Genomic DNA, 22802 nt, shown 5'->3' with positions numbered 1-22802 from the left:
CGAGGCATTGTCGCCCCTGTTCGTTCCGAGCCGTCAACCCGCATGGCCGAAGAAACCCGCCTGATCCGCGCCGGCGCCGCCCCCAAGTCGCTCGCCAAGACCGTGGGTCCGCCGATCCAGAAGGGCTCCACGGTCCTGCTGCCCAACGCCGAGGCCCTCTATGACGACGAGGGATTCATCACCTATGGCCGCCAGGGCCTGGCGGCCCACGACGCCCTGCGCGACGCCCTGTGCGGGATGGAGGGGGCGGAAGGCGTATGCCTCTACCCCTCGGGCCTGGCGGCGCTCACCGGCGCGATGCTGGCGGTGCTGAAGGCCGGCGACGAGGTGCTGGTCACCGACACCATCTACAAGCCCACCCGCCGGTTCTGCGACCATGTGCTGAAGCGGTTCGGGATCGGAGTCCGCTATTTCGATCCGCGCGAGAGCCCCGAGGACCTCGTGGCCGGTGCGGGCGCGGCCACGCGGCTGATCGTCATGGAAAGCCCGGGCTCGCTGTCCTTCGAGATGCAGGACCTGGCCGCGGTGGCGCGACTGGCCCGGGCGCGGGGCATCCTGACCCTCGCCGACAACACCTGGGGCGCGGGCTATCTGATCAAGCCCCTGGCCCAGGGCGTCGACATCAGCGTCCAGGCGCTCACCAAGTATGTGGGCGGCCACTCCGACGTATTCATGGGCTCGGCGGCGGCCTCCGATCCGACCCTGGTGGGCCAGCTGGAGAACGGGATCACCCATCTGGGCTGGGCCGTGGCGCCCGAGGACGCCTACCAGATGCTGCGCGGCCTGCGCACCCTGCCCGTCCGTCTGGCGCGGCAGGGCAAGAGCGGCCTGGCCATCGCCGCCTGGCTGCGGGAGCAGCCGGAGGTGGCGGAAATCCTCCACCCCGCCCTGCCCGGCTGTCCCGACCACGACCTCTGGGCGCGGGACTATGTCGGCGCCTGCGGCCTGTTCGGCTTCGTGTTCAAGCCGGGGGCCGACGGGGCGGTGAACGCCTTCCTCGACGCGCTCGACCTGTTCGGCTTGGGGTTTTCCTGGGGCGGGTTCGAAAGCCTGGCCATCTCGTGCGATCCCCAGCTCCATACCCGCAAGCACCGCCGCGACTATGGCGGCCCGCTGATGAGGCTGCACATCGGCCTGGAGAACGCCGAGGACCTGATCGCCGACCTGCGGAAGGGCCTGGACGCCTTCCGTTCGGCTTAGACCCTGGCGCGCCCTGCAGGACTCGAACCTGCAACCGCCTGCTTAGAAGGCAGGTGCTCTATCCAGTTGAGCTAAGGGCGCTTGGCGGACCTAGTGGGTCCAGGGCTGCTTGCGGTTGAAGGCGAAGTTGTCGGCGTAGGCCTTGATGATGCGCTTGGCCGGCTTGGGATCAAACAGCTGGAAGGCGATGCCGTGGGCCTGGGCGTAGGCCACGGCGTCCTCGGCGGTGTCGAAGGACAGGCGGATCTGGCCGTCGGTGTCCTTGGTCTGGATCCAGCCCATCAGCGGGTCGGCGGCCCGGGCGTCCTCGGGCGCGAACTCCAGCAGCCAGTCCTTGGTCTTGGCCTTGCCGGACTGCATGGCGTTCTTGGCCGGACGGTAGATGCGCGCGAGCATGTGGATTCCTGGCGATGACTTCGTTTGGCCGGTGCTGGTCGGGGCGAGAGGATTCGAACCTCCGACCCTCTGGTCCCAAACCAGATGCGCTACCAGGCTGCGCTACACCCCGAAAAGCACCGGCGGCCGTGGGATATAAGGCTTTGGCCTTTCCCGCAAACGATAGGAGGCCGCAGGCGGCGATGGCTCGACCTTTGCACCCCGCCCCTGCTAGGTCTCGGACCAGGGGTGGAAACAATGCTGAGCGCAAAGCCGAAGTCGAAGCGGTCTCGCCGCATGGAGATGCGCAAGCGCGCCCAGTTCTGGGATCGCAACGCTGAGCGGGTGCGCCTGCTGCTGATCGGCGGCGGCGCCATCGCCCTGGCCAGCCTGGTGGCGAAGATGGCCCTGGGTTAGCCCGGCGCGCGCCGGTGCATCAGCTTGAACACCCCTGAGGCGCGCACCACGTCATGGCCGCCGACATAGGCGCGGCCCTCCACGAAGGCCACGTCCCGGGTCGCGCGGGTGACGCGCGCATCCCCCATCACCCACTCCCCCACCCGCGCCATGTGCAGGAAGTCCACCGACAGGTGGATGGTCACCGAGCGGGTCTGGGTCTCGCGCCAGACGGCGGCGGCCAGCAGGCCGTCCAGGAAGGCGGTCAGCATGCCCCCATGCACCAGGCCAAGGCCGTTGGCGTGGCGCTGCTCGGCGAAGAATGCCTGCTCGGTCAGCTCCCCCTGCTGGGCCCGATGATAGTAGGGGCCGTTGATGGTGGAGAAGTCGCCGCGGCCCTGGGAGCGGATGAAGCCCTCCGGCGGGACGATCTCGGCGGCGGGATCGGGTTTCATGGCGCGGCGGCTTTCACGGGTTTCAGGACGATCTCGTACAGACGGGGCCAGTTCTTGCCGGTCACGAACAGGCGGTCGTGGTCCCGATCATAGGCGATGCCGTTGAGCACCGCGTCGGGACCGCGTCCGGGGCCGGTCTCGGGCAGGCCGCTCATGTCGATCCAGCCCTTCACCGCGCCCGTGCGGGGGTCGATGCGGGCGATGCGGTTGGTCAGCCAGATATTGGCCAGGATCTCGCCCCTCACCCACTCCAGCTCGTTGAGGTTGGGGACCGGGCGACCGTCGGCGGTCACCCGCAGGCGGCCGGTCTCCCTCAGGGTCCTGGGGTCCAGGAACCTCAGGGTCGGGGTCCCATCGCTCATGATTATGCGCTTGCCGTCCTGGGTCAGGGCCCAGCCCTCGCCGGGATAGCGGAAACTGCCCTTCTGGGCGAAGCTCTTCAGGTCCCAGCGGAAGCCGACCCCATCGCGCCAGGTGAGGCTGATCAGTTCGCCGCCCCAGTTGACGATGCCCTCGCCGAAATAGGCCGGCGAGAGGGCCTTGGATTGCAGCACCACCCCGTCCTTCAGCCGCACCTTGCGGATCGAGGATCGGCCCTCGAGGCCGGTGCTCTCGAAGAGGACGCCGTCCAGATAGAACAGGCCCTCGGTGAAGGCGCCGGTGTCGTGCGGATAGGTCGCGCGCACCTCATAGCCCTGAACCGGGACCAGGGCGGCGGCCGGACCGCCGGCCATCACCGCGAAGAGGGCCAGACACAGCGCGGCCAGCGGCCGGAGGATCGAAGACGGCAAACCAGGCTCCCTGGGCGAGGACGGGCCTATCCTTTGCGGGAGCGTCGTGGCGGAGGCAAGGCGCGGCCGGCCTCAGGCCATGCCGATCGACTCCAGTTCGGCCACCACCAGGCCCTTGGGCCCTTCGGCGAAGCGGACCATGACGTCGTCGCCGGGCTGCAGGTCCTCGATGCCCGAGCGGCGCAGGGTCTCGATGTGGACGAAGATGTCGCCCGGCTCGCCGTCGCGCACCACGAAGCCGTAGCCCTTGGCGCGGTTGAACCATTTGACCTTGGCCCGCTCCAGGGGCCCGCGCGCCTGGGGCGTGGGCCGGGGGCTGCGGGCCTGGAAGCCGCTGTTGGGACGGTCGAAGCCGCCGTGGCGGTCGAAGCCGTCGCGGTCGCGCCGGAACCCGTCGTCGCGGTTGCGGCGCTCGGCCGGCGGCGGGGCGGAACTCTCGTCCAGGTCCACCACCTCCGACACCTGCCAGCCCTTGGGCCGGCGGATCACGTCGCAGACGATGATCGCCCCCTCCAGGGCGTTCTCGCGCCCGGAGTTACGCAACGAGGTCACATGCAGGAGAACATCTTTCAGGTCGGTCTGGCCCGGATCGTCAGGAACGATGAAGCCATACCCCTTGCCCGCGTCGAACCACTTGATCCGCCCACTGATCCGCACCGCGTCTTCGTGCGAATCCACACCCTCGTATTCGTAACCAGACATTTGCCCCTCTGGCCCGATCTCCAAATCCCTACGGATACTGGCCAGTCATAACACTGTTCTCGTAACAGGAGAGCCGTCAATGGGGGTTTTTCACCCAAATGCACGCATCTGGTGTGTTTCTCGCGCAATGCGCGATGCTTGGGCGTTCGCCGTCGCCTCAGGGGCGGTTTCGCGTGGCAGTCCCTAGGGGAGTCGAACCCCTCTCTCCAGGTTGAAAACCTGGCGTCCTAACCGATAGACGAAGGGACCGCAGCGGCGAAGGGCGGCTCTATATCTGCGTTCCTGGGGGTGCGCAAGCGCACTGAGCCAGACTTGTCGCAGTTCCCCACAATGGTCGCGCTTCACCCCACCCGGCGCAGGTCGGCGACGTCCTCGATCTCCAGCTCGACGCTGGAACGCCCCTGCCAATCGTCGGGCTTCAGACGGCCGACCACGTGCAGGCCCCCGCCCTCCGCCAGCAGGCGGGCCCCGATCTCTGTGCCCTCCGAGCGCCAGGCCACGGCCTTCAGCTTGCCGCCGGAACGATCGGTCAGGGTGACCCGCACATGGCCACCCTTGAGCGCCATGGCCCGCTCCACGCGGACATCGGACAGGGCGAAGACCGGCTCGGGATTGCCCGGGCCGAAGGGCGCCATCCGCTGGAAGCTCGCATAGAGGGCGCGGTCGGCCCCGCCGGTGGTGATCAGGGCGTCGATGTCCAGGCCGTCCTCGGCCGCGGCGACCTGGCTCTCGTCGGCGAGGCGCTCGCAGAGGAAGGCGCGCAGGTCGGGAATGGTGTCGGGCTTGATGCTGAGTCCCGCGGCCATGGCGTGGCCGCCACCGGCGATCAGCAGGCCCGCCTCATAGGCGGCCTGGACGGCGCGTCCGAGGTTCACGCCGGGCTGGGACCGGCCCGAGCCCTTGCCGACATTGGCCGCCCGGTCGATCCCGATGACCATCACCGGCTTGCGATAGCGCTCCCGCAGGCGTCCGGCCACGATGCCGATCACGCCGGGATGCCAGTCGTCGGCGGCCACCAGCAGCACCGGCAGGTCGGCCTGGTTGCTCTCCCGCTCGATGATCCGCACCGCCTCCTCCAGCACCTCGCGCTCGACTTCCTTGCGTGAGGCGTTCAGGGCGTCGAGCTCGGCGGCCAGGTCCGCCGCCTCGCGGGGGTCGTCGGTGGAGAGCAGGCGCGCGCCCAGGTCGGCGCGGCCGATGCGGCCGCCGGCGTTGATGCGGGGCCCCAGGACGAAGCCCACATGGAAGGCGCTGGCCGGCCCCTGGCTCTTGGCGACCTCCAACAGGGCCTTGAGGCCGGGATTGCGCCAGCCGGACATCACCTTCAGCCCCTGGGAGGCCAGGGCCCGGTTGAAGCCCACCAGCTGGGTCACGTCGCAGATGGCCCCCATGCAGGCCAGGTCCAGCCACTGGCGGATATCGGGCTCGGGGCGCTCGGGGCTGAACAGGCCCTGTTTGCGGGCCTCGCGGTTGAGGGCGGCCAGCAGGACGAAGGTGACGCCCGCGGCGGCCAGCACCCCCTGCCCCGACCCGCAGCCGGGCCGGTTGGGATTGACCAGGGCGGTGGCGGGCGGGACCTCATCGCCGCGCATCAGATGGTGGTCGATCACCACCACCTCCAACCCGATCTCCACGGCGTAGGTGACCGCCTCCATGGCCGCCGCGCCGCAGTCGACGGTGATCACCAGCTCGACGCCTTCGTCCTTCAGGCGGCGAAAGGCGGCCGGCGACGGGCCATAGCCCTCGGTGATACGATCGGGGACGTAGATGCGCAGGGGCGCCCCCATGGCGCGGGTCCACCGCACCAGCTGGGCGGCGCTGGAGGCCCCGTCCACGTCGTAGTCGGCGAACACCGCCATGGGGCGGCCCTTGGCCACGGCGTCCACCAGGATCTGGGCGGCCTTGTCCATGTCCATGAAGCTGGAGGGATCGGGGAACAGGGCCTTGAGGGTCGGGTTCAGATAGTCCTGGCCCCCGCCGTCCTCGACCCCGCGGGAGGCGAGCGCCCGGGCCAGGGGCTCGGGCAGGCCCAGCGCCATCTCATGACGGCGCACGGTCTCGGGGTCCGCGGCCCGCTCGCGCCACAGCCGGCCGCTGAGCGACCTGGTGACGCCCAGATAGCCCGCCGGGGTGGAGCCGTCGGCCATCACACGGGCCGTTTCATCCGCACTTCGCGCACGGTCTGGGTGGCGGAGTTCATGACGATGGTGTGGGTGTGGACGAAGCCGTCCTCATAGTGAACGCCGTCCAGCAGGGCCCCGTTGGTCACACCGGTGGCCGAGAAGATGGCGTCGGCGCGGACCATCTCGTGCAGGTCGTACTTGCGGTCGAAGTCGGTGATGCCGATCCGCCGGGCGCGGGCCTTCTCGTCGGCGTTGCGGAACACCAGGCGGCCCTGGAACTGGCCGCCCACGCACTTCAGCGCCGCGCAGGCCAGCACCCCCTCGGGCGCCCCGCCCTGGCCGACATAGAGGTCGACGCCGGTGGAGGGGTCGGCGGTGTTCATCACCCCGGCCACGTCGCCGTCGGTGATCAGATAGACCCTGGCGCCCACGGAGCGGACGCTGGCGATGAGTTCGGCGTGCCGGGGTCGGTCCAGGATGCAGACGGTGATCTCGGTCGCCTCGACACCCTTGGCCTCGGCGAGGGCCTGGACGTTCTGCGCGGCGCTCTTGTCCAGATCGATGATCCCGGCCGGATAGCCGGGGCCGCAGGCGATCTTGTCCATATAGGTGTCGGGGGCGTTCAGCAGGGTGCCCTTGGGCGCCCAGGCCATCACGGCGAGCGCATTGGCCATCGCCTTGGCCGTCAGGGTGGTGCCTTCCAGCGGGTCGAGGGCGATGTCGATCTTGGGGCCTTTGCCCCGGCCGACCTTCTCGCCGATGTAGAGCATGGGGGCTTCGTCGCGTTCGCCCTCCCCGATCACGATCTCACCGTCGATGTCCAGGTCGTTCAGGGCCGTGCGCATGGCGTCGACAGCCGCCTGGTCCGCTTCCTTCTCGTCGCCCCGGCCCACCAGTTTCCAGGCGGCGATGGCGGCGATCTCGGTCACCCGGACGGCGTCGATGACCAGCCCGCGATCCAGAATTTCGGAACTCATGAACACGTCTCCTGCCGGAATCCGGCATAGCCGGCGACTATCGTGAGATTCTCAGATGCGCGCGATGCGCAACAGCCGTGGCCTCTCCAGCACCGAGGGCAGATTCGCGATGCGGTCGATCGCCGCCGTGAGCACCGATTCGGCCACCGCGTGGGTGGTCAGCACGATGGGCACGCCGTCGGCGTTCTCCACCGGCTTCTGCAGGAAGCTCTCGATGGAGACCCCCGCCTCGGCCAGGGTTTCGGAGACCGCGGCGATGACGCCGGGCTCGTCCTTGACCATGAAACGCAGATAGGCCCGGCCCATGCTCTTGGAGGGGTCGACCGGGGTGAAGGGCTTGAGTTCGCCGGCCGGTTTCTGGAAGACCGGGCGCACCGCGCCGGTCATCACGTCGGCGATGTCGGCGGCCACGGCCGCGGCGGTGGGGCCAGACCCGGCGCCGGGGCCCTGGATATAGATGGTGCCGATCCGGGTTCCCTCGATGAAGAGGGCGTTCAGCGCCCCGCCGGCCTGGGCCAGGGGGTGGTTGATGGGGGCGAGCGAAGGATGCACCCGCACCAGCACGCCGTCCGGGGAACGGTCGGCCGAGGCCACCAGCTTGACCCGGTAGCCCAGGTCGCGGGCCAGCTTGATGTCCATCAGGTCGACGCCGTCGATGCCCTCGATCTCCGCCGCGGCGAAGGTGGGCGCGCAGCCGAAGGCCAGCGCCGCCAGGATGGAGATCTTGTGGGCGGCGTCGAAGCCGCCGACGTCCATGGTGGGGTCGGCCTCGGCGTAGCCCAGGCGCTGGGCCTCGGCCAGCACGTCGGCGAAGGCGCGGCCGCCGGAGTCCATCTCGGTCAGGATGAAGTTGCAGGTGCCGTTGAGGATGCCGGCGACCGACTTGATGTCGTCGCCGACCATGGCCTCGCGCAGCATCTTCACCGCCGGGGTGCCGCCCATGACGGCGGCCTCGAACAACAGGGGCACGCCCTTGGACTCGGCCAGCAGGGCGAGTTCCGCCCCGTGCTCGGCGATCAGGGCCTTGTTGGCGGTGACCACCGGCTTGCCGGCGTTGAGGGCCGCCTCCACCGCGGCCTTGGCCGGGCCGTCGGAGCCGCCGATCAGCTCGACGAACAGGTCGTTGTCCGGCGACCGGGCCAGCTCCACCGGATCGTCGAACCAGGGCAGGTTTGAGATGTCGAAGGGCCGGGGCCGCGAGCGCGAGCGCGCCGAGACCCCGGTCACCACGGCCTGGCCGCCAGCGGGCGCGAAGCCCGGCCGGTCGGACAGGAAGTTCAGCAATCCGCCGCCGACCGTCCCCAGGCCCGCGACGCCGATACGCCAGTTTTTACCACTCATCCGTCCTACGCTCCTTCAGAGCTTCGGAGGATTGATCCTCCATCCACACGGCCATGTCCTCCGCAGCCTCGGCGAAGGACGATCATTGAGCCGCCAGGGTGTTGTGGGCCCGGCCGAGGATTTCCTCGGAATTGGCCAGGAACTTCTTCACGTTGCGCGCGGCCTGACGGATGCGGTGTTCGTTCTCCACCAGGCCGATGCGGACATAGCCCTCGCCGTACTCGCCGAAGGCCACGCCGGGGGCGACGGCGATGCCGGCCTCCTCGATCAGCAGCTTGGCGAACAGCATGGAGCCGGCGTCCTTGTACTGCTCGGGCAGAGGCGCCCAGGCGAACATCGAGGCGGGGGGCGACGGGATGTCCCAGCCGGCCCGCTTCATGGAGGTCACCAGGGTGTCGCGACGGCTCTTGTAGGTGGCGCGGATCTCGTCGACGCAGTCCTGGGGACCGTTCAGGGCCGCGGCGGCGGCCACCTGGATCGGGGTGTAGGCGCCGTAGTCGAGATAGGACTTCACCCGGGCGAGCGCGGCGCACATGCGCTCATTGCCCACCACCATGCCGACCCGCCAGCCGGCCATGGCGTAGGTCTTGGACAGGGAATTGACCTCGACGGCGATGTCCTTGGCCCCGTCCACCTGCAGGATGGAGGGCGGCGGGTTGTCGTCGAAATAGATCTCGGAATAGGCGATGTCGGAGAGCACCAGCAGGTCGTGCTTCTTCGCCAGCGCCACGGCCTCCTTGTAGAAGTCCAGGTCCACCCACTGGGCCGTCGGGTTGGACGGATAGGACAGGATCAGGACGCTGGGGGCCGGGCTGGAGTGGCGCATGGCGGCGCTGACGCCCGACAGGTACTCCTCCGGCGACGGGGCCGGCACGTGACGGATCACCCCGCCGGCCATGATGAAGCCGTAGGCGTGAATCGGATAGGCCGGGTTCGGGCAGAGGATCACGTCGCCGGGGGCGGTGAGCGCCTGGGCCAGGTTGGCGAAGCCCTCCTTCGACCCCAGGGTGGCGATCACCTCAGTGTCGGGGTTCAGGGTCACGCCGAAGCGCTTCTTGTAGTAGCCGGCCATGGCGCGGCGCAGGCCGACGATGCCCTTGGAGGCCGAGTAACGCCCGGCCTTGGGGTCGCGGGCGGTCTCGATCAGCTTGTCGACGATGTGCTTGGGCGTCGGCATGTCGGGATTGCCCATGCCGAAGTCGATGATGTCCACACCCTGGGCGCGCAGTCGCGCCTTGATGCGGTTCACCTCTTCGAAGACGTAGGGCGGAAGGCGTCGGATACGATGGAATTCGGGGGTCATTTTGAGCTCGGGCCGCGTGCCTCGCGGCGGTAGGGAGCTGAAGTCGCACATGGCTGGTCCCCGTACGGGGCCCCGCCAAGCAGGTTCAAATTCGTTCGCCTCCGCGGGCCTATCTGGGCGGCGGAGGCGGTGTAGCTCGCGCCCGCTGCGCCTTGGCGAAGGCTTCGGTCTCCGCCGTGGTGGAAATGGCTTCCGACTCGGGACCGGCCATGTCGCGGGCGCGGCCGGCGAAGGCCTCGGTGCCGGTCAGGGTCCAGGTCGAGGGCGCGGTCTCGCGCATCAGCTGGGCGCCGGCCACCTCAAGCTCGTCGGCGGCGCGGCCGAAGGCTGGCAAGGGGCGCACGTCGGCGGGAACCGGGGGAATGTCGGCGAAGGTGGGATAGGTCGTGCGGGCGCGGGCCGCGCTGGCCACCTGGGCGGCGATCGGTGAGCTCGGATCGACCTTGGCGGTCACGAAGGGGTTGGAGACGGCGCAGCCGCCGAGCAGGCTCGCGCCGCAGACGCAGGCCAACAGCCCGGTCCGAAAGGTTCCGAGGCGACTCATCACGAAAAGTCTAGGCGACGCGTTCATCTAGGCGCTGGTCTTATGCCATGATTGCTTCGGGCGAAAGAGCGCGAGCGCCAAGCCTTGAAGACAACACGGGAGAAGACGGTCATGAGCAAGCAGCCGACCAAGACCAAGGCCGCCAAGGCCAAGTCGTCGGACAAGGCCAAGACCGCCGCCAAGGCCGAGGCCTCCCCCAAGAAGACCAAGACCGCCGAACCCAAGACCAAGGCGCCCAAGGCCAAGCCGGAGGCGGCGCGCGCCGAGGCGCCCCGCGTCGAGCAGCCCCAGGCCGGGGCGCCTCGCCCCGAGGCGCCGCCCAGGGTGAGCCCCGCCGCCGCCGCCGCCTTCGGCGCCACGGTGGACTTCCCGCCCGCCAAGCTGACGCCTGAGCAGCGGGACATGATGGAGAAGCTGTCGGCCAACCTGGCCCGCGCCGCGCTCACCGCCCAGGGCGCCATCGCCGAGGCGGCGCTTCGCCAGGCCGAGCGTCCGGCCGCCCTGCAGCCCGACCCCTTCCACGTGGCCCCCGCCCTCACCGACGTCATGGGCCGGCTGGCCTCCCAGCCCGACCGCCTGGTCCGCGCCCAGGCCGACCTCTTCCAGCGTTATCTGGAGCTCTGGCAGACCGCCGCCCGCCGCGCCGCGGGCGAGACCGTCGATCCCATCGTCACCCCGGCCAAGGGGGACAAGCGCTTCAACGATCCCGACTGGAACGACAATCCGGTCTTCGACGTGATCAAGCAGTCCTACCTGGTCACCTCCAACTGGCTGAACGCCCTGGTCTCCGAGGTCGACGGCGTCGAGCCGATGACCAAGCGCCGGGTCGAGTTCTTCATGAAGATGCTCACCGACGCCTTCTCGCCCTCGAACTTCCTGGTCTCCAACCCGGCCGCCCTGCGCGAGGCCATGTCGACCCAGGGACAGAGCCTGTTGCAGGGCATGGAGAACTTCGCCGCCGACCTGACCCGCGGCGGCGGCCAGCTGGCCATCAGCCAGACCGACTACGACATGTTCAAGATCGGCGAGAACGTCGCCACCGCCCCGGGCAAGGTGGTGTTCCAGAACCAGGTGCTGCAGCTCCTGCAGTTCAACCCGACCACGGAACAGGTCTTCGAGATCCCGCTGGTGATCTTCCCGCCCTGGATCAACAAGTTCTACATCCTGGATCTGCGCCCCGAGAACTCGATGATCCGCTGGCTCACCGACCAGGGAATCACCGTCTTCGTCGCCTCCTGGGTCAATCCGGACGTGGAGATGGCCGCCAAGACCTTCGAAGACTACATGCAGCAGGGCATCTACGAGGGCACGGCGGCGGCCATGAAGCAGGCCGGCGTCAGTCAGGTGAACACCGTCGGCTACTGCATCGGCGGCACCCTGCTCTCGGCGACCCTGGCCCACATGGCGGCCAAGGGCGACAAACGGATCGCCTCGGCCACCTTCTTCGCCGCCCAGCAGGACTTCGCCGAGGCCGGCGACCTGTTGCTGTTCACCAACGAGGACTGGCTGGGCGACCTGGAGAAGCAGATGGACGCCGCCGGAGGCGTGCTGTCAGGCCAGGCCATGGCGGAGACCTTCAACTCCCTGCGGGCCAATGACCTGATCTGGTCGTTCTTCGTGAACAACTACCTGATGGGCAAAGAGCCCAAGCCCTTCGACCTGCTGTTCTGGAACTCCGACCAGACCCGCATGCCCAAGGCCCTGCACCTGTTCTACCTGCGCAAGTTCTACGGCGAGAACGCCTTGGCCAACGGCAGCCTGGTGATGGACAACATCAAGCTGGACCTGTCGAAGGTGAAGACCCCGGTCTATGTCCAGTCGTCCAAGGAAGACCACATCGCCCCGGCCCGATCGGTCTATCGCGGCGCCAAGCTGTTCGGCGGGCCGGTGACCTTCACCCTGGCGGGCTCGGGCCACATCGCCGGCGTGATCAACGCCCCGGTGGCCAACAAGTACCAGTTCTGGTCCAACCCCGAGCTGCCGGCCACCGTCGAGCAATGGATGGAGAAGGCCAAGGAGACCCCCGGCTCCTGGTGGCCCCACTGGGCGGCCTGGCTGAAGGCCAAGTCCGGCGGCATGGTCCCGGCCCGCGACCCCGCCAAGGGGCCCCTCAAGCCCCTGGAGGACGCGCCCGGCTCCTATGTGAAGGTGAAGTCCTAGGGTGACCAAGACCATCGCCGAGCTGCAGCGCGAGATGGCCCAGGCGATGGACCATCAGGAATACGAACTGGCCGCGACGCTGCGCGACCAGATCGCGGCCCTGCAGCCCGGCTCGATGATCAGGATTCAGCAGCCCGGCCAGATGGGAGTGGGCACGGATCAGCAGGCGCTGAAGCCACCGAAGGGCTGGAAGCCGCCGCCGAAGCCCGACCTGATGACCCGAGGCCACAAGCCGCGCGGCGGGAAGCGCTAGTCGGGGATATTCCGCCACCCCGCCACCAGCCCGAAGCTCGCCCGGTCGATCTCGATCCAGCACCCGCCGCCAGGGTGTTGGGGCTTGTCCTGCTCGCCAATCGCCGCGCCCTGCAGGTGGGCCATCAGCAGTTCGCCGACCCCGCCATGGGCCACCACCACGAGGTCGCCGCGGGTCGGCTCGTCGCGGGCCAGGCGGCGCATCGCGGTGACGATGCGGTCCTGGGCGTGGCGGGCGGTCTCCCAGCCGCGCACGCTTTCGTCGGGCTTGCCGAAGAACTGCGCCACCACCTCCCAGAACTCCGGCGGGGCGATGTAGCCGGTGGCCGAGCGATCGTTCTCGCCGAGGTCCGGATCGATGCGGTGCGGCACGCCCAGGCGCGTGGAGATGATCGCCCCGCCGTCCAGGGCCTTCTGCTCACCGCTGGACCAGACCGCCGTGACGCGCCCGTCCGCCAGGCGCTCGGCGAACAGGCCGGCGCGGCGGCGGCCTTCGGGCGTCAGCGGCCAGTGGGGCACCGGGACGGCGGGGTCGATGACCACCTGCGGGTGGGTCAGATAGTAGATGCGTGGCACTCAAACTCTCCAAGGGTGTCATCCCGGAAAGCCTGAAAGGCTTGTCCGGGACCCAGACGCGCGGGGTCCTCAGGAAAGATCGGTGTGTCTGGGTCCCGGCCTTCCGCTGACGCGGAAACCGGGATGACACAGAAGGGGGACCTTCGTCAGCCCGGCACGAACCGCAGCGCCACGCCGTTGTTGCAGTAGCGCAGGCCGGTGGGGCGCGGGCCGTCGTTGAAGACGTGGCCCTGGTGTCCCAGGCACTGGGCGCAGTGGTATTCGGTGCGCAGGATGCCGATGGCGAAGTCGGGCTTCTTGATCAGGCCGCCGCCGATGGAGGTGAAGAAGGAGGGCCAGCCGGTGCCGCTTTCGAACTTCGCCGTGCTCTTGAACAGGGCCCAGCCGCAGCCGGCGCAGACGAAGGTCCCCCTGCGGTGCTCCTTCAGCAGCGGGCTGGTTCCCGGCCGCTCGGTGTCCTCGTGGCGCAGGACGCGATAGGCGTCGCCCGGCAGCCGCGCCTTCCACTGGGCGTCGGTGAGCTTCTTCCACTTTGGATCGGGCGCCGGCAGGGCCGCGGCGAGGGCCGAGGCGCCCGGCGCGAGCGCCAGGGTCAGGGCCGAACAGGCGAGGAAGCGGCGACGGTCGAGGAGCTGGGTCATGTCAGGTCATACGTGGCGGAGCGCGCGAAGGTTTCACGCCCGCCCCTCCCCGTCCACAGCCCCTAGAGCCCGGCGGCCTCATCCAGGCCCAGCATCAGGTTCATGTTCTGCACGCAGGCGCCCGAGGCGCCCTTGCCCAGATTGTCCAGCAGGGCCACCAGGCGGGCCTGGCCCTCGGCCGGGTTGCCGAACACGAACAGCTTCATGCGGTTGGTGCCGTTCAGCCCCTCGGGATCCAGCGTCTTGGTGGCCTGCGCCTCCTCAAGGGAGGCGACCTCCACGAACTGCTCGCCCTCATAGCGCTCGGCCAGGGCCTCCTGGAGGTCGGCCAGGCTCGGCGTCTTGGGCAGGGCCCACAGGTGCAGCGGGATCTCGACGATCATGCCCTGGTGATAGCGGCCCACGGCCGGGGTGAAGATCGGCCTGTGGACCAGGCCGCCGCGGTCGGCGATCTCCGGCACGTGCTTGTGGGAGAGGCCCGTGGCGTAGATCCGGTAGGCGACGGTGGTGTAGTCGGGCGCGCTCTCATCCTCGAACTCGGCGATCATCTGCCGCCCGCCGCCGGAATAGCCGGAGACAGCATTTATGGTGAGAGGCTGCTCGGCCGGCAGCAGGCCAGCGTCCACCAGGGGGCGGATCAGGGCGATGGCCCCCGTCGAGTAGCAGCCGGGATTCGACACCCGCTTGGAGGCCGCGATCGCCGCGCGCTGGCCGACGATGGCCTCGGGGAAGCCATAGGCCCAATCCGGCGCGACCCGGTGGGCGGTGGAGGGATCGACGATCTTCACCGCCGGATTGGTGATCAGGCTGACGGCCTCCTTGGCCGCATCGTCGGGCAGGCACAGGATCACGATGTCCGCGCCGTTCAGCAGCTCGGCGCGGGCGGCGGCGTCCTTGCGCTTGGCCGGATCGATGGAGAGCAGCTGCAGGTCGGCGCGGCCCAGCAGCCGCTCGCGGATCTGCAGGCCCGTGGTGCCGGCCTCGCCGTCGATGAATACCGTGTGGGTCATGACTTGCTCCTGATCGAGCCGAATTCCAGATAGCAGAAGGGGCGCCCCGGTTTCCCGAAGCGCCCCTTTGCAAAACGCGAGTGAACGCGCGCGGGTTTAGCGCTTCGAGAACTGGAAGCTGCGTCGCGCCTTCGCCTTGCCGTACTTCTTCCGCTCGACCACGCGGCTGTCGCGGGTCAGGAAGCCGTGCGGCTTGAGCACCGGGCGCAGGCCCGGCTCATAGTAGGTGAGCGCCTTGGACAGGCCGTGGCGGATCGCGCCGGCCTGGCCCGACAGGCCGGAGCCCTGCACCGAGACGACGACGTCGAACTGGCCGACCCGGTCGGTGACCTGGAAGGGCTGGGCGATCATCATGCGCAGCACGGGACGGGCGAAGTAGATTTCCTGGTCGCGGCCGTTGATCGTGACCACGCCCTTGCCGGGCTTGATCCAGACCTTGGCGATCGCGTTCTTCCGCTTGCCGGTGGCGTAGGCGCGGCCGAACTTGTCGATCTTTTGCACGGCCGGCTCGGCGGCCGGTTGCGAGGAGAGGCTTTGCAGGGCCTCGAAGCCTTGGGGTTCGGACATCTGCTTACGCGCTCCGCACGTTCTTGGCGTTCATCTCTTTGAACGCGATGGTCTCGGGGGCTTGCGCCTCATGCGGATGCTCGGGCGAATTGTAGAGCCGCAGATGGGTCATCTGGGCGCGCGCCAGGGGGCTTTCCTTGGGCAGCATGCGCTCGACAGCCTTTTCCAGGATGCGTTCCGGGAACTTGCCGTCCAGGATCTGGCCGGCGCTGCGCTGCTTGATGCCGCCGGGGTGACCGGTGTGGCGGTAGTAGATCTTGTCGGTCAGCTTCTTGCCGGTGAACTTCACCTTGTCGGCGTTGATCACGACGACATAGTCGCCGCAATCCACGTGCGGGGTGTAGTCAGGGCGGTGCTTGCCGCGAAGACGCATGGCGATGAACGAGGCGAGGCGGCCGACGACGGCGTTCTCGGCATCGATCACGATCCACTTCTTCGTGACGTCGGCGGGCTTCAGAGAAGCCGTCGTCTTCATCATGGGAACGGGTCCGTAATAGAGGTGGGACCAGGAGATCCCGACGAAAGAGGCGCGCTGATACGTCGGCTGGCCCCGCCTGTCAACAGTTCCGATCGGCCGATCGGCGGAAATCCTTACGCCATAAGGGTTTCCGAGATCGGGTATTTGAATACCGCGTCAAACGAACGTCACGCGACTGTGGTGCAAGCTGCGCAAGCGGCGCCGCCACGGCGCCCCAGCCCGGATGCCCCATGTTCACCTCGCGACGCCAGCTGATCCGCGCCACCGCGGCCACCCTCGCCTTCTCCGGCTTCTCCCGCTTCGCCGCCGCCCAGGACAAGGGGGTCGAGGGCTATCGGAGCGAGGTGGCGGGCTATGGTCCCCTGCGCCGCGATCCGGCGGGGCTCTTCGACCTGCCGGAGGGCTTTTCCTACACCGTGGTCTCCAAGGCCGGCGACCCCATGAGCGACGGGCTGGTCACCCCCTTCAAGGCCGACGGCATGGGCTGCTTCGCCCTGGACAACGACCGCGTCGCCCTGGTGCGCAACCACGAGGTCAAGCCCACCGACACCCGCATCACCGCTTTCGGCCCCGACAGGGCCCTGGCCGGCAAGGTCGCGGCCGACCGGATCTATGACCGGGGCGACGACGGCATGCCCTTCGGCGGCGGGACCACCACCCTGGTCTACGATCTGCGCAAGAAGACCCTGGAGCGCGCCCATCTCAGCCTGGCGGGCACCTCCACCAACTGCGCCGGCGGGATCACCCCGTGGGGCTCTTGGCTGTCCTGCGAGGAAACCACCCAGAACAAGGGCCAGGAAGCCCAGAAGGACCACGGCTGGGTCTTCGAGGTCCCGTCGCGGGGCAAGGGTCTGGCCGATCCGATCCCGCTGACGGACATGGGCCGCTTCCGCCATGAGGCCGCCGCGATCGATCCCCGCACGGGCGTCGTCTACATGACCGAGGACATGGGCGACGGGTTCGGCCTCTTCTACCGCTACCTGCCCAAGGACCGCACGAGGCTGGCGGCGGGCGGCCGGCTCCAGGCCCTGTGCCTGCCCGAGGGCGCCGACGCCGATCCGCGCAACTGGGAGACCCCCTACTGGAAGGTCGGCGACTCCAAGGCCGTCCACTGGGTCGACATGGACGGCGTCGATAACCCTTACGAGGACCTGCGCTATCGCGGGCACGCCAAGGGGGCGGCCTGGTTCGCCCGCGGCGAGGGCATCTATTACGGCCAGGGCGAGATCTATTTCGCCTGCACCAGCGGCGGCCCGGCCGGCGGCGGCCAGGTGATGCGCTATGTCCCCAGCCCCCAGGAGGGCCAGGCCGAAGACGCCGGCGGCCGGCTGGAGCTGTTCGCCCAGCCCACCGATATCGCGGTGATGGAGATGTGCGACAACATCGCCGTGGCGCCCTGGGGTCACCTCTTCGTCTGTGAGGACAAGATCGGCGGGGTCAATTTCCTGCGCGCCATCACGCCCCAGGGGAAGATCTACACCATGGCCCGCAACGCCGCCCTGCTGGGGGGCGACACCGCCACCAACGCCGAGCTGGCGGGGGTCTGCTTCTCGCCGGACGGCACGACGATGTTCGTCAATGTCTATTGGCCGGGGATGACCCTGGCCATCACCGGCCCGTGGGCGAGTTTCCGCAGCTAGGGCCGCCGCACCCGCCAGGCGAAGGCGGTGGCGAAGGCCAGCAGCAGGGCCGCGGTGATCTGGTGCAGCAGGCCAAGCCAGAGGGGGACGCCGGCCATCAGGGTGGCGATCCCCAGGCCCGCCTGGATCACGACCACGCCCCCAAGCACCAGGGCCAGGGCCTTGGCGCCGGCCGGCAGGTAGCGGGAACGCTGGGCGGCGACGGCGGACGCCAGGACGACGATCAGCAGCAGATAGGCCATCAGCCGGTGGTGGAGTTGCACCGCCCCCTGGCTGTGGGCCAGGGTCGCCCAGAGACCGGCGCCCGCATAGTCCTTGGGGAACAGGGCGCCGTTCATCAGCGGCCAGTCGTTATAGACCAGCCCCGCGTCGTTGCCGGCCACCAGGGCCCCCAGCAGGATTTGCACATAGATCAGCCCGGCCAGGCCGAAGGCCCGCAGGTTCCAGGGGCTGGGCACGGTCTGGCGCGGCGCGCCGGTCCAGGCGTCGAGCCCCGTCCAGACCAGCCCCGCCAACAGGGCGAAGGCCAGGCCCAGGTGCAGGGTCAGGCGCTCGGGCGCCACCGAGACCCGGTCCGACAGCCCGCTGGCCACCATCCACCAGCCCACCAGGCCCTGCAGCCCGCCCAGGCCGAACAGCACCGCGCAGCGCCAGATCAGCCGCTTGGGGATCTGCCGCCGGATCAGGAAATAGGCGAAGGGCACGGCGAAGGCGGCGCCCACAAGGCGGCCCAGCAGCCGGTGGCTCCATTCCCACCAGTAGATGGCCTTAAAGGCCTCCAGGCTCATGCCCTTGTTGAGCTGCTGGTACTGGGGGATCTCGCGGTAACGCGCGAATTCCTCGTTCCAGTCCCCGGCCGACATCGGCGGGAGGGCGCCGGAGACCGGTTTCCACTGGGTGATGGACAGGCCTGAGTCCGTCAGGCGCGTGGCTCCGCCCACCACGACCATGGCCAGGACCAGGAGGGCGACGGCGAAGAGCCAGATGGCGACCGGCCGCGACCGATCCGAGCGAAGAAAAGACGTCATGGGGGGTGACTAAGAGCCTTTCGAGGCGTTCCTGGGGCGACCCTTACCTTGAGACCCCGGCGCGCGTCCACGCTTGCGCGCGTCATCCGAACCGGGGATGGTCAAAGCAAGCCAGACGGGGGCGTTGAGGCGATTTCATGGACGGCGTCGGGCTGTTTGGCGAGATCCTGATCGGGATGCTGGCGGGGTGGATCGCCGCCCTGGCGCTCGGCCGCCGCCACAGCCTGTTCGTCTACATGGCCGTGGGCCTGGTGGGCGCCATGCTGGGCCGGGTGATCGCTGGGGGTCTGGAGATCCGCCTGGTGGGCTTCATCGGCAGCCTGATCGCCGCCACCGTGGGCTCGATCCTGTTCCTCGCCCCCTTCGCCATCTTCCGCCGGCGTTAGCCGCGCCCTATACCGGCGCCATGAGCGCACGTGTCCGGAAGTTCGTCGGCGGGATAGGCATCCTGGTTTTCCTCGCCGCCTATATCTGGGGGATGAGCACGCTCAGCGAGTACGTGCCCGACCAGTGGGCCCTGAAGCTGGCCTTCTTCGCCGTGGCCGGCATCGGCTGGGGCGTGCCCATCCTGCCGCTGCTGTCCTGGATGAACCGGGGCCGGTAAACGAAAAGGGCGCCCTCTTGCGAGAGCGCCCCTTCGGCCTTCCGATGGTCGGAGCGACAGGATTCGAACCTGCGACCCCTTGACCCCCAGTCAAGTGCGCTACCAGGCTGCGCCACGCTCCGACATCGGCAAGGCGGCCCTTCTAACCTCTTGCGGCGCATGGGCAAGCTGAATTTCCCGCCGCGGCGATCATTGAGGATGAGCATGGCTGAGGTGATGGAACCGATCGAGCTGAGCCTCACCGTCGCGGCCCTGCCCGACCGCGCCTTCGACCTGTTCCAGGCCCGGTTCGGCGCGTGGTGGCCGACCGACTACACCTATTGCGGCCAGGGCGGCCTGACGCCCGACTTCATCGGAATCGGCGATGCCGAGGGCGCGATGTGCTCGGAGATCGGTCCGCACGGCTTCCGCGTCGACTGGGGCCGAACCCTGACGTTCCATCCCGGCCGCCACCTGGCCTTCCTGTGGCAGATCGGCCCGGACTCCACGCCCCAGCCCAATCCCGACCTGGCGAGCATCGTCGAGCTGCTGTTCGTGGCCGATGGCGAAACGACGACGGTCACCCTCACCCACCGCGCCTTCGAGCGCCATGGCGAGGGGGCGGAGGACTATCGGGCCGAAATGGCCAGCGAACGCGGCTGGCCGCTGCTGCTGGCGCGGTACAGGGCCTTCGTGGCGGACAATCCCTAGCGCCTCAACAGGGCGTCCAGGCGTCGCTTGGCGGCCTGCAGGTCGTCGAGGGCGAAGACCAGGCGTTCGCGGCCCTCGGCGTCGAGATGGACGGCCGACAGGCCTAGGACCGGCCCCTCGTCGCGGGCGGGCGGCGGGGACGGCGCGCGCTCCCCGTTGGCGGCGGCCAGCAGGCGCTTGAGTCCCTGCTCCTTGTGCAGGCGCTGGACACCCTTGATGGTGTAGCCATCGTCGTGGAGCAGGGTCTTGACCCCGCGCAGCACCGCGATGTCCTGCGGACGGTAGAAGCGGCGGCCGCCGGCTCGCTTCATCGGGCGGATGAAGGAGAACTTGGTCTCCCAGAATCTCAGCACATGCTGGGGCACGCCCAGCTCGTCGGCCGCTTCCGAAATGGTGCGAAAGGCGTCCGGGCCCTTGGCCACAGGGGCGCCTGGCTACTTTCCGAGGGCGCGGTCTACTCGCGCCTTCATGACCTGCGAGGCGCGGAAGCCGATCACGCGGCGCGGCTCGATGGCCGCGGGCTCCCCCGTCTTGGGATTGCGCCCCATGCGGGCGCGCTTGGCGCGGACCTGGAAGACGCCGAATCCCGAAAGCTTGACCTGCTCGCCACGCTCCAGCGCCTGGGAGGCCAGTTCCAGCGTACGTTCGACCAGTTCGGAACAATCCTGGCGGGTCAGGCCCACTTCTTCGTGAACCGCCTCACACAGGTCGGCTCGCGTCACCGTCGCGCCCTTCATACTCGCCCCTGCCCCTACTGAACCACCACCGACGAGACGCAATCGCAGAAAACGTCGGAGAACCGTCATGACCTGATTGTCGCATCAGGTCAAAGACTTCAAGGCGCAGATTGGGGAATCGGCTGAGGCTTTCGCCTAGAGGCGCACCACGCAGGCGCCCCAGGTCAGGCCCCCGCCCATGGCCTCCATCAGCAGAAGCTGGCCGGGCTTGATGCGGCCGTCGGCCACCCCTTCGGCAAGCGCCAGCGGGATGGAGGCGGCCGAGGTGTTGGCGTGCTTGGCCACCGTGGAGATGACCTTCTTGTCGTCGATGCCCAGCCGGCGGGCCACGCCCTCCAGGATGCGCTGGTTGGCCTGGTGCGGGATGAACCAGTCGACCTCCGACACCTCGATGCCGGCGTCCGCGGCCGCGGCGACCACGGCTTCGGAGATGTTCACCACGGCGTGGCGGAAGACCTGGTTGCCCTGCATCCGCAGGTGGCCGATCTGGCCGTTGGTGGAGACCCCGCCGTCGACATAGAGCAGGTCCTGCTTGGCGCCGTCGGCGCGCAGGGCGAAGCCCAGCAGGCCACGGTCGGCGGTGCCGCCGTCGCCCTCCCCCGGTTCCAGCACCACGGCCCCGGCCCCGTCGCCGAACAGCACGCAGGTGCCGCGGTCGGTCCAGTCCATCAGCCGCGTCATGCTCTCGGCCCCGATCACCAGGGCGCACTTGGACCGGTTACGAGCGACAAAGCCGTCGGCGGTGGAGAGGGCGAAGACGAAGCCCGAGCACACCGCCTGGACGTCGAAGGCGATGCCCACCGGACAGCCCAGCTTGCGCTGGACGATGGTGGCCACCGCCGGGAAGGTCAGGTCGGGCGTGGTGGTGCCCACGATGATCAGGTCGACGTCGGCGGGCGTCTTGCCGGCGGCGGCCAGGGCGCGCCTGGCGGCCTCGACGGCGAGATCGGAGGTCGGCTGGTCCGGCGCGGCGCGGTGGCGCTGGCGGATGCCGGTGCGCTCGATGATCCACTCGTCGCTGGTGTCGACGACCTTGGCCAAATCGGCATTGGTGACGATCTCGTCGGGCAGATAACCCCCGACCCCGGTCACGACGCTACGCAGGACTCTAGTCAACTTTTGCGGCTCCATCGACGGCCGGTGCGCTCGACTCGGCCACGGCGGCGGTGAGCCGCGTCATATTCTTTTCGACCTCGCTGGCGAAGTCGCTTTGCGAAAGGCTGGCGGCCATGGCGATGGCGTCGGCGAAGTCCTGGGCCTTGGCGCCCCCATGGGACTTCACCACCACGCCATTGAGGCCCAAGAGGGGCGCGGCGCGCGGCGGGTTCAGTTTCCGCCCGAACCGGCGCAGGCCTGCCCGCGCCAGCAGGGCGCCCGCCGTAGTGATCAGGGAGCTGGTGAGGGCGGCCCGCAGCTCGGCCTCCACATACCGTCCGGTGCCCTCGGCGGCCTTGAGCATGATGTTGCCGGTGAAGCCGTCGGTGACGGCCACGTCGACGGTGTTCTTCGACAGGTCATCGCCCTCGATGAAGCCGCGATAGTCCAGGTCGAACCTGCCCGAGCGCAGGATGGCGTGCGCCAGGCGCACCTCCTCGTGACCCTTCACGTCCTCGGACCCGACATTGATCAGGCCCACCGTGGGCTTGGCCACCCCGTGGAAGGCGCGGTGGAAGGCCTCGCCCATGATGGCGAACTCCACCAGCCGCTCGGCGTCGCAGTCGATATTGGCGCCGACGTCCAGCACGGTGGTCAGGCCCTTGGCGCCGGGCCAGCTGGCCACCAGGCAGGGGCGGTCGACGTCGACGCTCATGCGCAGGATCAGCTTGGAGATGGCCATCAGGCCGCCGGTATTGCCCGAGGAGACCGCGGCCACGGCCTCGCCGGTCTTCACCGACTCCACCGCGTTCCACATGGAGCTGCCCTTGCCGCGGCGCAGGGCCACGGCGGGCTTCTCGTCCGAGGCGATGACCTTGTCGGTGTGACGGACCTCGACCTGGCTCGCCAGGCCCGGGTGGCGCCCGAGCTCAGGCGCGAGGACGGCCTCGTCGCCGTGCGCCAGGAACCGGGTGGTCGGCGGCATCGCCTTGGCGGCGAGCGCCAGGGCCGGCACGGTCACGGAAGGTCCGTGGTCGCCCCCCATCGCGTCTATGGAAATGACCAGGGTTCGGGTCAAAACGTTGCGTCCAGCCCCCTATTGCGACCGCGCCGGGAC

27 protein-coding genes and 4 tRNA genes are annotated in these 22802 nt (G+C 69.0%); 8 read left to right on the top strand and 23 right to left on the bottom strand.

What is annotated here, in order from left to right:
- Positions 1 to 42: 42 nt before the first annotated feature.
- Complete coding sequence (gene metC / locus ACO06I_RS04355; protein WP_421931381.1) at positions 43 to 1200, top strand: cystathionine beta-lyase; 1158 nt, start codon at positions 43 to 45, stop codon at positions 1198 to 1200.
- 4 nt (positions 1201 to 1204) lie between these two features.
- Here metC and ACO06I_RS04350 read toward each other — a convergent pair.
- The 3 genes from ACO06I_RS04350 to ACO06I_RS04340 all read right to left on the bottom strand — a co-directional run bounded on the left by ACO06I_RS04350 (position 1205) and on the right by ACO06I_RS04340 (position 1708).
- A tRNA-Arg gene (locus ACO06I_RS04350) sits at positions 1205 to 1281 on the bottom strand.
- A 9-nt stretch (positions 1282 to 1290) separates the two neighbouring features.
- Positions 1291 to 1596 carry an ETC complex I subunit gene (locus ACO06I_RS04345; protein ID WP_421931380.1) on the bottom strand — a complete coding sequence of 102 codons (306 nt, stop codon included), beginning with the start codon at positions 1594 to 1596 and terminating at the stop codon, positions 1291 to 1293.
- A gap of 35 nt (positions 1597 to 1631) precedes the next feature.
- Positions 1632 to 1708: transfer RNA gene (locus tag ACO06I_RS04340), tRNA-Pro, on the bottom strand.
- Between the two features lie 125 nt (positions 1709 to 1833).
- Between ACO06I_RS04340 and ACO06I_RS04335 the strand changes: the two genes are divergently transcribed.
- On the top strand, positions 1834 to 1992 hold the full coding sequence (locus ACO06I_RS04335) for a hypothetical protein (RefSeq protein WP_421931379.1): 159 nt from the start codon (positions 1834 to 1836) through the stop codon (positions 1990 to 1992).
- Here ACO06I_RS04335 and ACO06I_RS04330 read toward each other — a convergent pair.
- The 9 genes from ACO06I_RS04330 to ACO06I_RS04290 form a co-directional block, all read right to left on the bottom strand.
- On the bottom strand, positions 1989 to 2426 hold the full coding sequence (locus tag ACO06I_RS04330) for a PaaI family thioesterase (protein WP_421931378.1): 438 nt from the start codon (positions 2424 to 2426) through the stop codon (positions 1989 to 1991). The genes ACO06I_RS04335 and ACO06I_RS04330 overlap by 4 nt on opposite strands.
- The gene (locus tag ACO06I_RS04325; RefSeq protein WP_421931377.1) at positions 2423 to 3217 is read right to left on the bottom strand and encodes a glutaminyl-peptide cyclotransferase; all 795 of its coding nucleotides are present in this window, start codon (positions 3215 to 3217) and stop codon (positions 2423 to 2425) included. Before ACO06I_RS04325 ends, ACO06I_RS04330 begins: the two co-directional genes overlap by 4 nt.
- Positions 3218 to 3289: 72 nt before the next feature.
- Complete coding sequence (locus ACO06I_RS04320) at positions 3290 to 3919, bottom strand: cold-shock protein (RefSeq protein ID WP_421931376.1); 630 nt, start codon at positions 3917 to 3919, stop codon at positions 3290 to 3292.
- A 174-nt stretch (positions 3920 to 4093) separates the two neighbouring features.
- A tRNA-Glu gene (locus ACO06I_RS04315) sits at positions 4094 to 4168 on the bottom strand.
- Positions 4169 to 4260: 92 nt separating this feature from the next.
- Positions 4261 to 6066: a single-stranded-DNA-specific exonuclease RecJ gene (gene recJ / locus ACO06I_RS04310; RefSeq protein ID WP_421931375.1), complete on the bottom strand. Its 1806-nt coding sequence runs from the start codon at positions 6064 to 6066 to the stop codon at positions 4261 to 4263.
- Complete coding sequence (glpX, locus tag ACO06I_RS04305; RefSeq protein WP_421931374.1) at positions 6066 to 7019, bottom strand: class II fructose-bisphosphatase; 954 nt, start codon at positions 7017 to 7019, stop codon at positions 6066 to 6068. Before glpX ends, recJ begins: the two co-directional genes overlap by 1 nt.
- A gap of 51 nt (positions 7020 to 7070) precedes the next feature.
- Positions 7071 to 8360, bottom strand: coding sequence for a homoserine dehydrogenase (locus ACO06I_RS04300; protein ID WP_421931373.1), 1290 nt, complete (start codon positions 8358 to 8360; stop codon positions 7071 to 7073).
- A gap of 82 nt (positions 8361 to 8442) precedes the next feature.
- Complete coding sequence (locus ACO06I_RS04295) at positions 8443 to 9663, bottom strand: LL-diaminopimelate aminotransferase (protein WP_421931372.1); 1221 nt, start codon at positions 9661 to 9663, stop codon at positions 8443 to 8445.
- A 109-nt stretch (positions 9664 to 9772) separates the two neighbouring features.
- Entirely contained in the window at positions 9773 to 10207 is a 435-nt protein-coding gene (locus tag ACO06I_RS04290) for a hypothetical protein (protein ID WP_421931371.1), read from the bottom strand.
- A gap of 111 nt (positions 10208 to 10318) precedes the next feature.
- On the opposite strand from ACO06I_RS04290, the gene phaC reads away from it, so the two are divergent.
- Positions 10319 to 12367, top strand: a complete 2049-nt coding sequence (phaC, locus tag ACO06I_RS04285; protein ID WP_421931370.1) for a class I poly(R)-hydroxyalkanoic acid synthase — start codon at positions 10319 to 10321, stop codon at positions 12365 to 12367.
- Position 12368: 1 nt separating this feature from the next.
- Positions 12369 to 12620 (top strand): UvrB/UvrC motif-containing protein, encoded by a 252-nt coding sequence (locus ACO06I_RS04280; protein WP_421931369.1) that lies wholly within the window; start codon positions 12369 to 12371, stop codon positions 12618 to 12620.
- Here ACO06I_RS04280 and ACO06I_RS04275 read toward each other — a convergent pair.
- From ACO06I_RS04275 to rplM, 5 genes are all read right to left on the bottom strand, one after another.
- A complete protein-coding gene (locus tag ACO06I_RS04275) occupies positions 12617 to 13195 on the bottom strand; it encodes a histidine phosphatase family protein (RefSeq protein ID WP_421931368.1) in 579 nt (192 codons plus the stop codon). The two genes, ACO06I_RS04280 and ACO06I_RS04275, sit on opposite strands and share 4 nt — an antisense overlap.
- 146 nt (positions 13196 to 13341) lie before the next feature.
- Positions 13342 to 13836 (bottom strand): peptide-methionine (R)-S-oxide reductase MsrB, encoded by a 495-nt coding sequence (gene msrB, locus ACO06I_RS04270; protein WP_421931367.1) that lies wholly within the window; start codon positions 13834 to 13836, stop codon positions 13342 to 13344.
- Between the two features lie 62 nt (positions 13837 to 13898).
- The gene (argC, locus tag ACO06I_RS04265; protein ID WP_421931366.1) at positions 13899 to 14846 is read right to left on the bottom strand and encodes an N-acetyl-gamma-glutamyl-phosphate reductase; all 948 of its coding nucleotides are present in this window, start codon (positions 14844 to 14846) and stop codon (positions 13899 to 13901) included.
- Between the two features lie 96 nt (positions 14847 to 14942).
- On the bottom strand, positions 14943 to 15413 hold the full coding sequence (gene rpsI, locus ACO06I_RS04260) for a 30S ribosomal protein S9 (RefSeq protein ID WP_304701864.1): 471 nt from the start codon (positions 15411 to 15413) through the stop codon (positions 14943 to 14945).
- 4 nt (positions 15414 to 15417) lie between these two features.
- Positions 15418 to 15891 (bottom strand): 50S ribosomal protein L13, encoded by a 474-nt coding sequence (gene rplM, locus ACO06I_RS04255; RefSeq protein ID WP_304701863.1) that lies wholly within the window; start codon positions 15889 to 15891, stop codon positions 15418 to 15420.
- Between the two features lie 230 nt (positions 15892 to 16121).
- On the opposite strand from rplM, the gene ACO06I_RS04250 reads away from it, so the two are divergent.
- On the top strand, positions 16122 to 17531 hold the full coding sequence (locus ACO06I_RS04250) for an alkaline phosphatase PhoX (protein ID WP_421931365.1): 1410 nt from the start codon (positions 16122 to 16124) through the stop codon (positions 17529 to 17531).
- On the opposite strand, the gene ACO06I_RS04245 is transcribed toward ACO06I_RS04250, so the two are convergent.
- On the bottom strand, positions 17528 to 18559 hold the full coding sequence (locus ACO06I_RS04245; RefSeq protein WP_421931364.1) for a COX15/CtaA family protein: 1032 nt from the start codon (positions 18557 to 18559) through the stop codon (positions 17528 to 17530). The two genes, ACO06I_RS04250 and ACO06I_RS04245, sit on opposite strands and share 4 nt — an antisense overlap.
- Positions 18560 to 18696: 137 nt before the next feature.
- Here ACO06I_RS04245 and ACO06I_RS04240 point away from each other — a divergent pair, with 137 nt between their 5' ends.
- On the top strand, positions 18697 to 18945 hold the full coding sequence (locus ACO06I_RS04240; RefSeq protein ID WP_421931363.1) for a GlsB/YeaQ/YmgE family stress response membrane protein: 249 nt from the start codon (positions 18697 to 18699) through the stop codon (positions 18943 to 18945).
- A 20-nt stretch (positions 18946 to 18965) separates the two neighbouring features.
- Complete coding sequence (locus ACO06I_RS04235) at positions 18966 to 19163, top strand: DUF2842 domain-containing protein (protein ID WP_421931362.1); 198 nt, start codon at positions 18966 to 18968, stop codon at positions 19161 to 19163.
- 45 nt (positions 19164 to 19208) lie between these two features.
- On the opposite strand, the gene ACO06I_RS04230 is transcribed toward ACO06I_RS04235, so the two are convergent.
- Positions 19209 to 19285, bottom strand: a tRNA-Pro gene (locus ACO06I_RS04230).
- A gap of 82 nt (positions 19286 to 19367) precedes the next feature.
- Between ACO06I_RS04230 and ACO06I_RS04225 the strand changes: the two genes are divergently transcribed.
- Positions 19368 to 19853 carry an SRPBCC family protein gene (locus ACO06I_RS04225; RefSeq protein WP_421931361.1) on the top strand — a complete coding sequence of 162 codons (486 nt, stop codon included), beginning with the start codon at positions 19368 to 19370 and terminating at the stop codon, positions 19851 to 19853.
- Here ACO06I_RS04225 and ACO06I_RS04220 read toward each other — a convergent pair.
- The 4 genes from ACO06I_RS04220 to plsX form a co-directional block, all read right to left on the bottom strand.
- Entirely contained in the window at positions 19850 to 20275 is a 426-nt protein-coding gene (locus ACO06I_RS04220) for a MerR family transcriptional regulator (protein WP_421931360.1), read from the bottom strand. The two genes, ACO06I_RS04225 and ACO06I_RS04220, sit on opposite strands and share 4 nt — an antisense overlap.
- A 12-nt stretch (positions 20276 to 20287) precedes the next feature.
- Positions 20288 to 20590, bottom strand: coding sequence for an integration host factor subunit alpha (locus ACO06I_RS04215; protein ID WP_304701856.1), 303 nt, complete (start codon positions 20588 to 20590; stop codon positions 20288 to 20290).
- Between the two features lie 135 nt (positions 20591 to 20725).
- Positions 20726 to 21721 (bottom strand): beta-ketoacyl-ACP synthase III, encoded by a 996-nt coding sequence (locus tag ACO06I_RS04210; protein WP_421931359.1) that lies wholly within the window; start codon positions 21719 to 21721, stop codon positions 20726 to 20728.
- Complete coding sequence (plsX, locus tag ACO06I_RS04205; protein ID WP_421931358.1) at positions 21699 to 22763, bottom strand: phosphate acyltransferase PlsX; 1065 nt, start codon at positions 22761 to 22763, stop codon at positions 21699 to 21701. Before plsX ends, ACO06I_RS04210 begins: the two co-directional genes overlap by 23 nt.
- Positions 22764 to 22802 lie beyond the last annotated feature (39 nt).

The sequence above is a fragment of the Phenylobacterium sp. genome, from assembly GCF_965229015.1.
GTDB lineage: Bacteria > Pseudomonadota > Alphaproteobacteria > Caulobacterales > Caulobacteraceae > Phenylobacterium.
This window is presented reverse-complemented; position numbering and strand designations above follow the sequence as displayed.

What these genes read in the sequence shown, in the direction of transcription:
- metC (WP_421931381.1), top strand. Translation starts at nt 43, where the DNA reads ATGGCCGAAGAAACCCGCCTGATCCGCGCCGGCGCCGCCCCCAAGTCG.
- ACO06I_RS04345 (WP_421931380.1), bottom strand. Translation starts at nt 1,596, where the DNA reads ATGCTCGCGCGCATCTACCGTCCGGCCAAGAACGCCATGCAGTCCGGC.
- ACO06I_RS04335 (WP_421931379.1), top strand. Translation starts at nt 1,834, where the DNA reads ATGCTGAGCGCAAAGCCGAAGTCGAAGCGGTCTCGCCGCATGGAGATG.
- ACO06I_RS04330 (WP_421931378.1), bottom strand. Translation starts at nt 2,426, where the DNA reads ATGAAACCCGATCCCGCCGCCGAGATCGTCCCGCCGGAGGGCTTCATC.
- ACO06I_RS04320 (WP_421931376.1), bottom strand. Translation starts at nt 3,919, where the DNA reads ATGTCTGGTTACGAATACGAGGGTGTGGATTCGCACGAAGACGCGGTG.
- recJ (WP_421931375.1), bottom strand. Translation starts at nt 6,066, where the DNA reads ATGGCCGACGGCTCCACCCCGGCGGGCTATCTGGGCGTCACCAGGTCG.
- glpX (WP_421931374.1), bottom strand. Translation starts at nt 7,019, where the DNA reads ATGAGTTCCGAAATTCTGGATCGCGGGCTGGTCATCGACGCCGTCCGG.
- ACO06I_RS04300 (WP_421931373.1), bottom strand. Translation starts at nt 8,360, where the DNA reads ATGAGTGGTAAAAACTGGCGTATCGGCGTCGCGGGCCTGGGGACGGTC.
- ACO06I_RS04295 (WP_421931372.1), bottom strand. Translation starts at nt 9,663, where the DNA reads ATGACCCCCGAATTCCATCGTATCCGACGCCTTCCGCCCTACGTCTTC.
- ACO06I_RS04290 (WP_421931371.1), bottom strand. Translation starts at nt 10,207, where the DNA reads ATGAGTCGCCTCGGAACCTTTCGGACCGGGCTGTTGGCCTGCGTCTGC.
- phaC (WP_421931370.1), top strand. Translation starts at nt 10,319, where the DNA reads ATGAGCAAGCAGCCGACCAAGACCAAGGCCGCCAAGGCCAAGTCGTCG.
- msrB (WP_421931367.1), bottom strand. Translation starts at nt 13,836, where the DNA reads ATGACCCAGCTCCTCGACCGTCGCCGCTTCCTCGCCTGTTCGGCCCTG.
- argC (WP_421931366.1), bottom strand. Translation starts at nt 14,846, where the DNA reads ATGACCCACACGGTATTCATCGACGGCGAGGCCGGCACCACGGGCCTG.
- rpsI (WP_304701864.1), bottom strand. Translation starts at nt 15,413, where the DNA reads ATGTCCGAACCCCAAGGCTTCGAGGCCCTGCAAAGCCTCTCCTCGCAA.
- rplM (WP_304701863.1), bottom strand. Translation starts at nt 15,891, where the DNA reads ATGATGAAGACGACGGCTTCTCTGAAGCCCGCCGACGTCACGAAGAAG.
- ACO06I_RS04250 (WP_421931365.1), top strand. Translation starts at nt 16,122, where the DNA reads ATGTTCACCTCGCGACGCCAGCTGATCCGCGCCACCGCGGCCACCCTC.
- ACO06I_RS04245 (WP_421931364.1), bottom strand. Translation starts at nt 18,559, where the DNA reads ATGACGTCTTTTCTTCGCTCGGATCGGTCGCGGCCGGTCGCCATCTGG.
- ACO06I_RS04240 (WP_421931363.1), top strand. Translation starts at nt 18,697, where the DNA reads ATGGACGGCGTCGGGCTGTTTGGCGAGATCCTGATCGGGATGCTGGCG.
- ACO06I_RS04235 (WP_421931362.1), top strand. Translation starts at nt 18,966, where the DNA reads ATGAGCGCACGTGTCCGGAAGTTCGTCGGCGGGATAGGCATCCTGGTT.
- ACO06I_RS04225 (WP_421931361.1), top strand. Translation starts at nt 19,368, where the DNA reads ATGGCTGAGGTGATGGAACCGATCGAGCTGAGCCTCACCGTCGCGGCC.
- ACO06I_RS04215 (WP_304701856.1), bottom strand. Translation starts at nt 20,590, where the DNA reads ATGAAGGGCGCGACGGTGACGCGAGCCGACCTGTGTGAGGCGGTTCAC.
- ACO06I_RS04210 (WP_421931359.1), bottom strand. Translation starts at nt 21,721, where the DNA reads ATGGAGCCGCAAAAGTTGACTAGAGTCCTGCGTAGCGTCGTGACCGGG.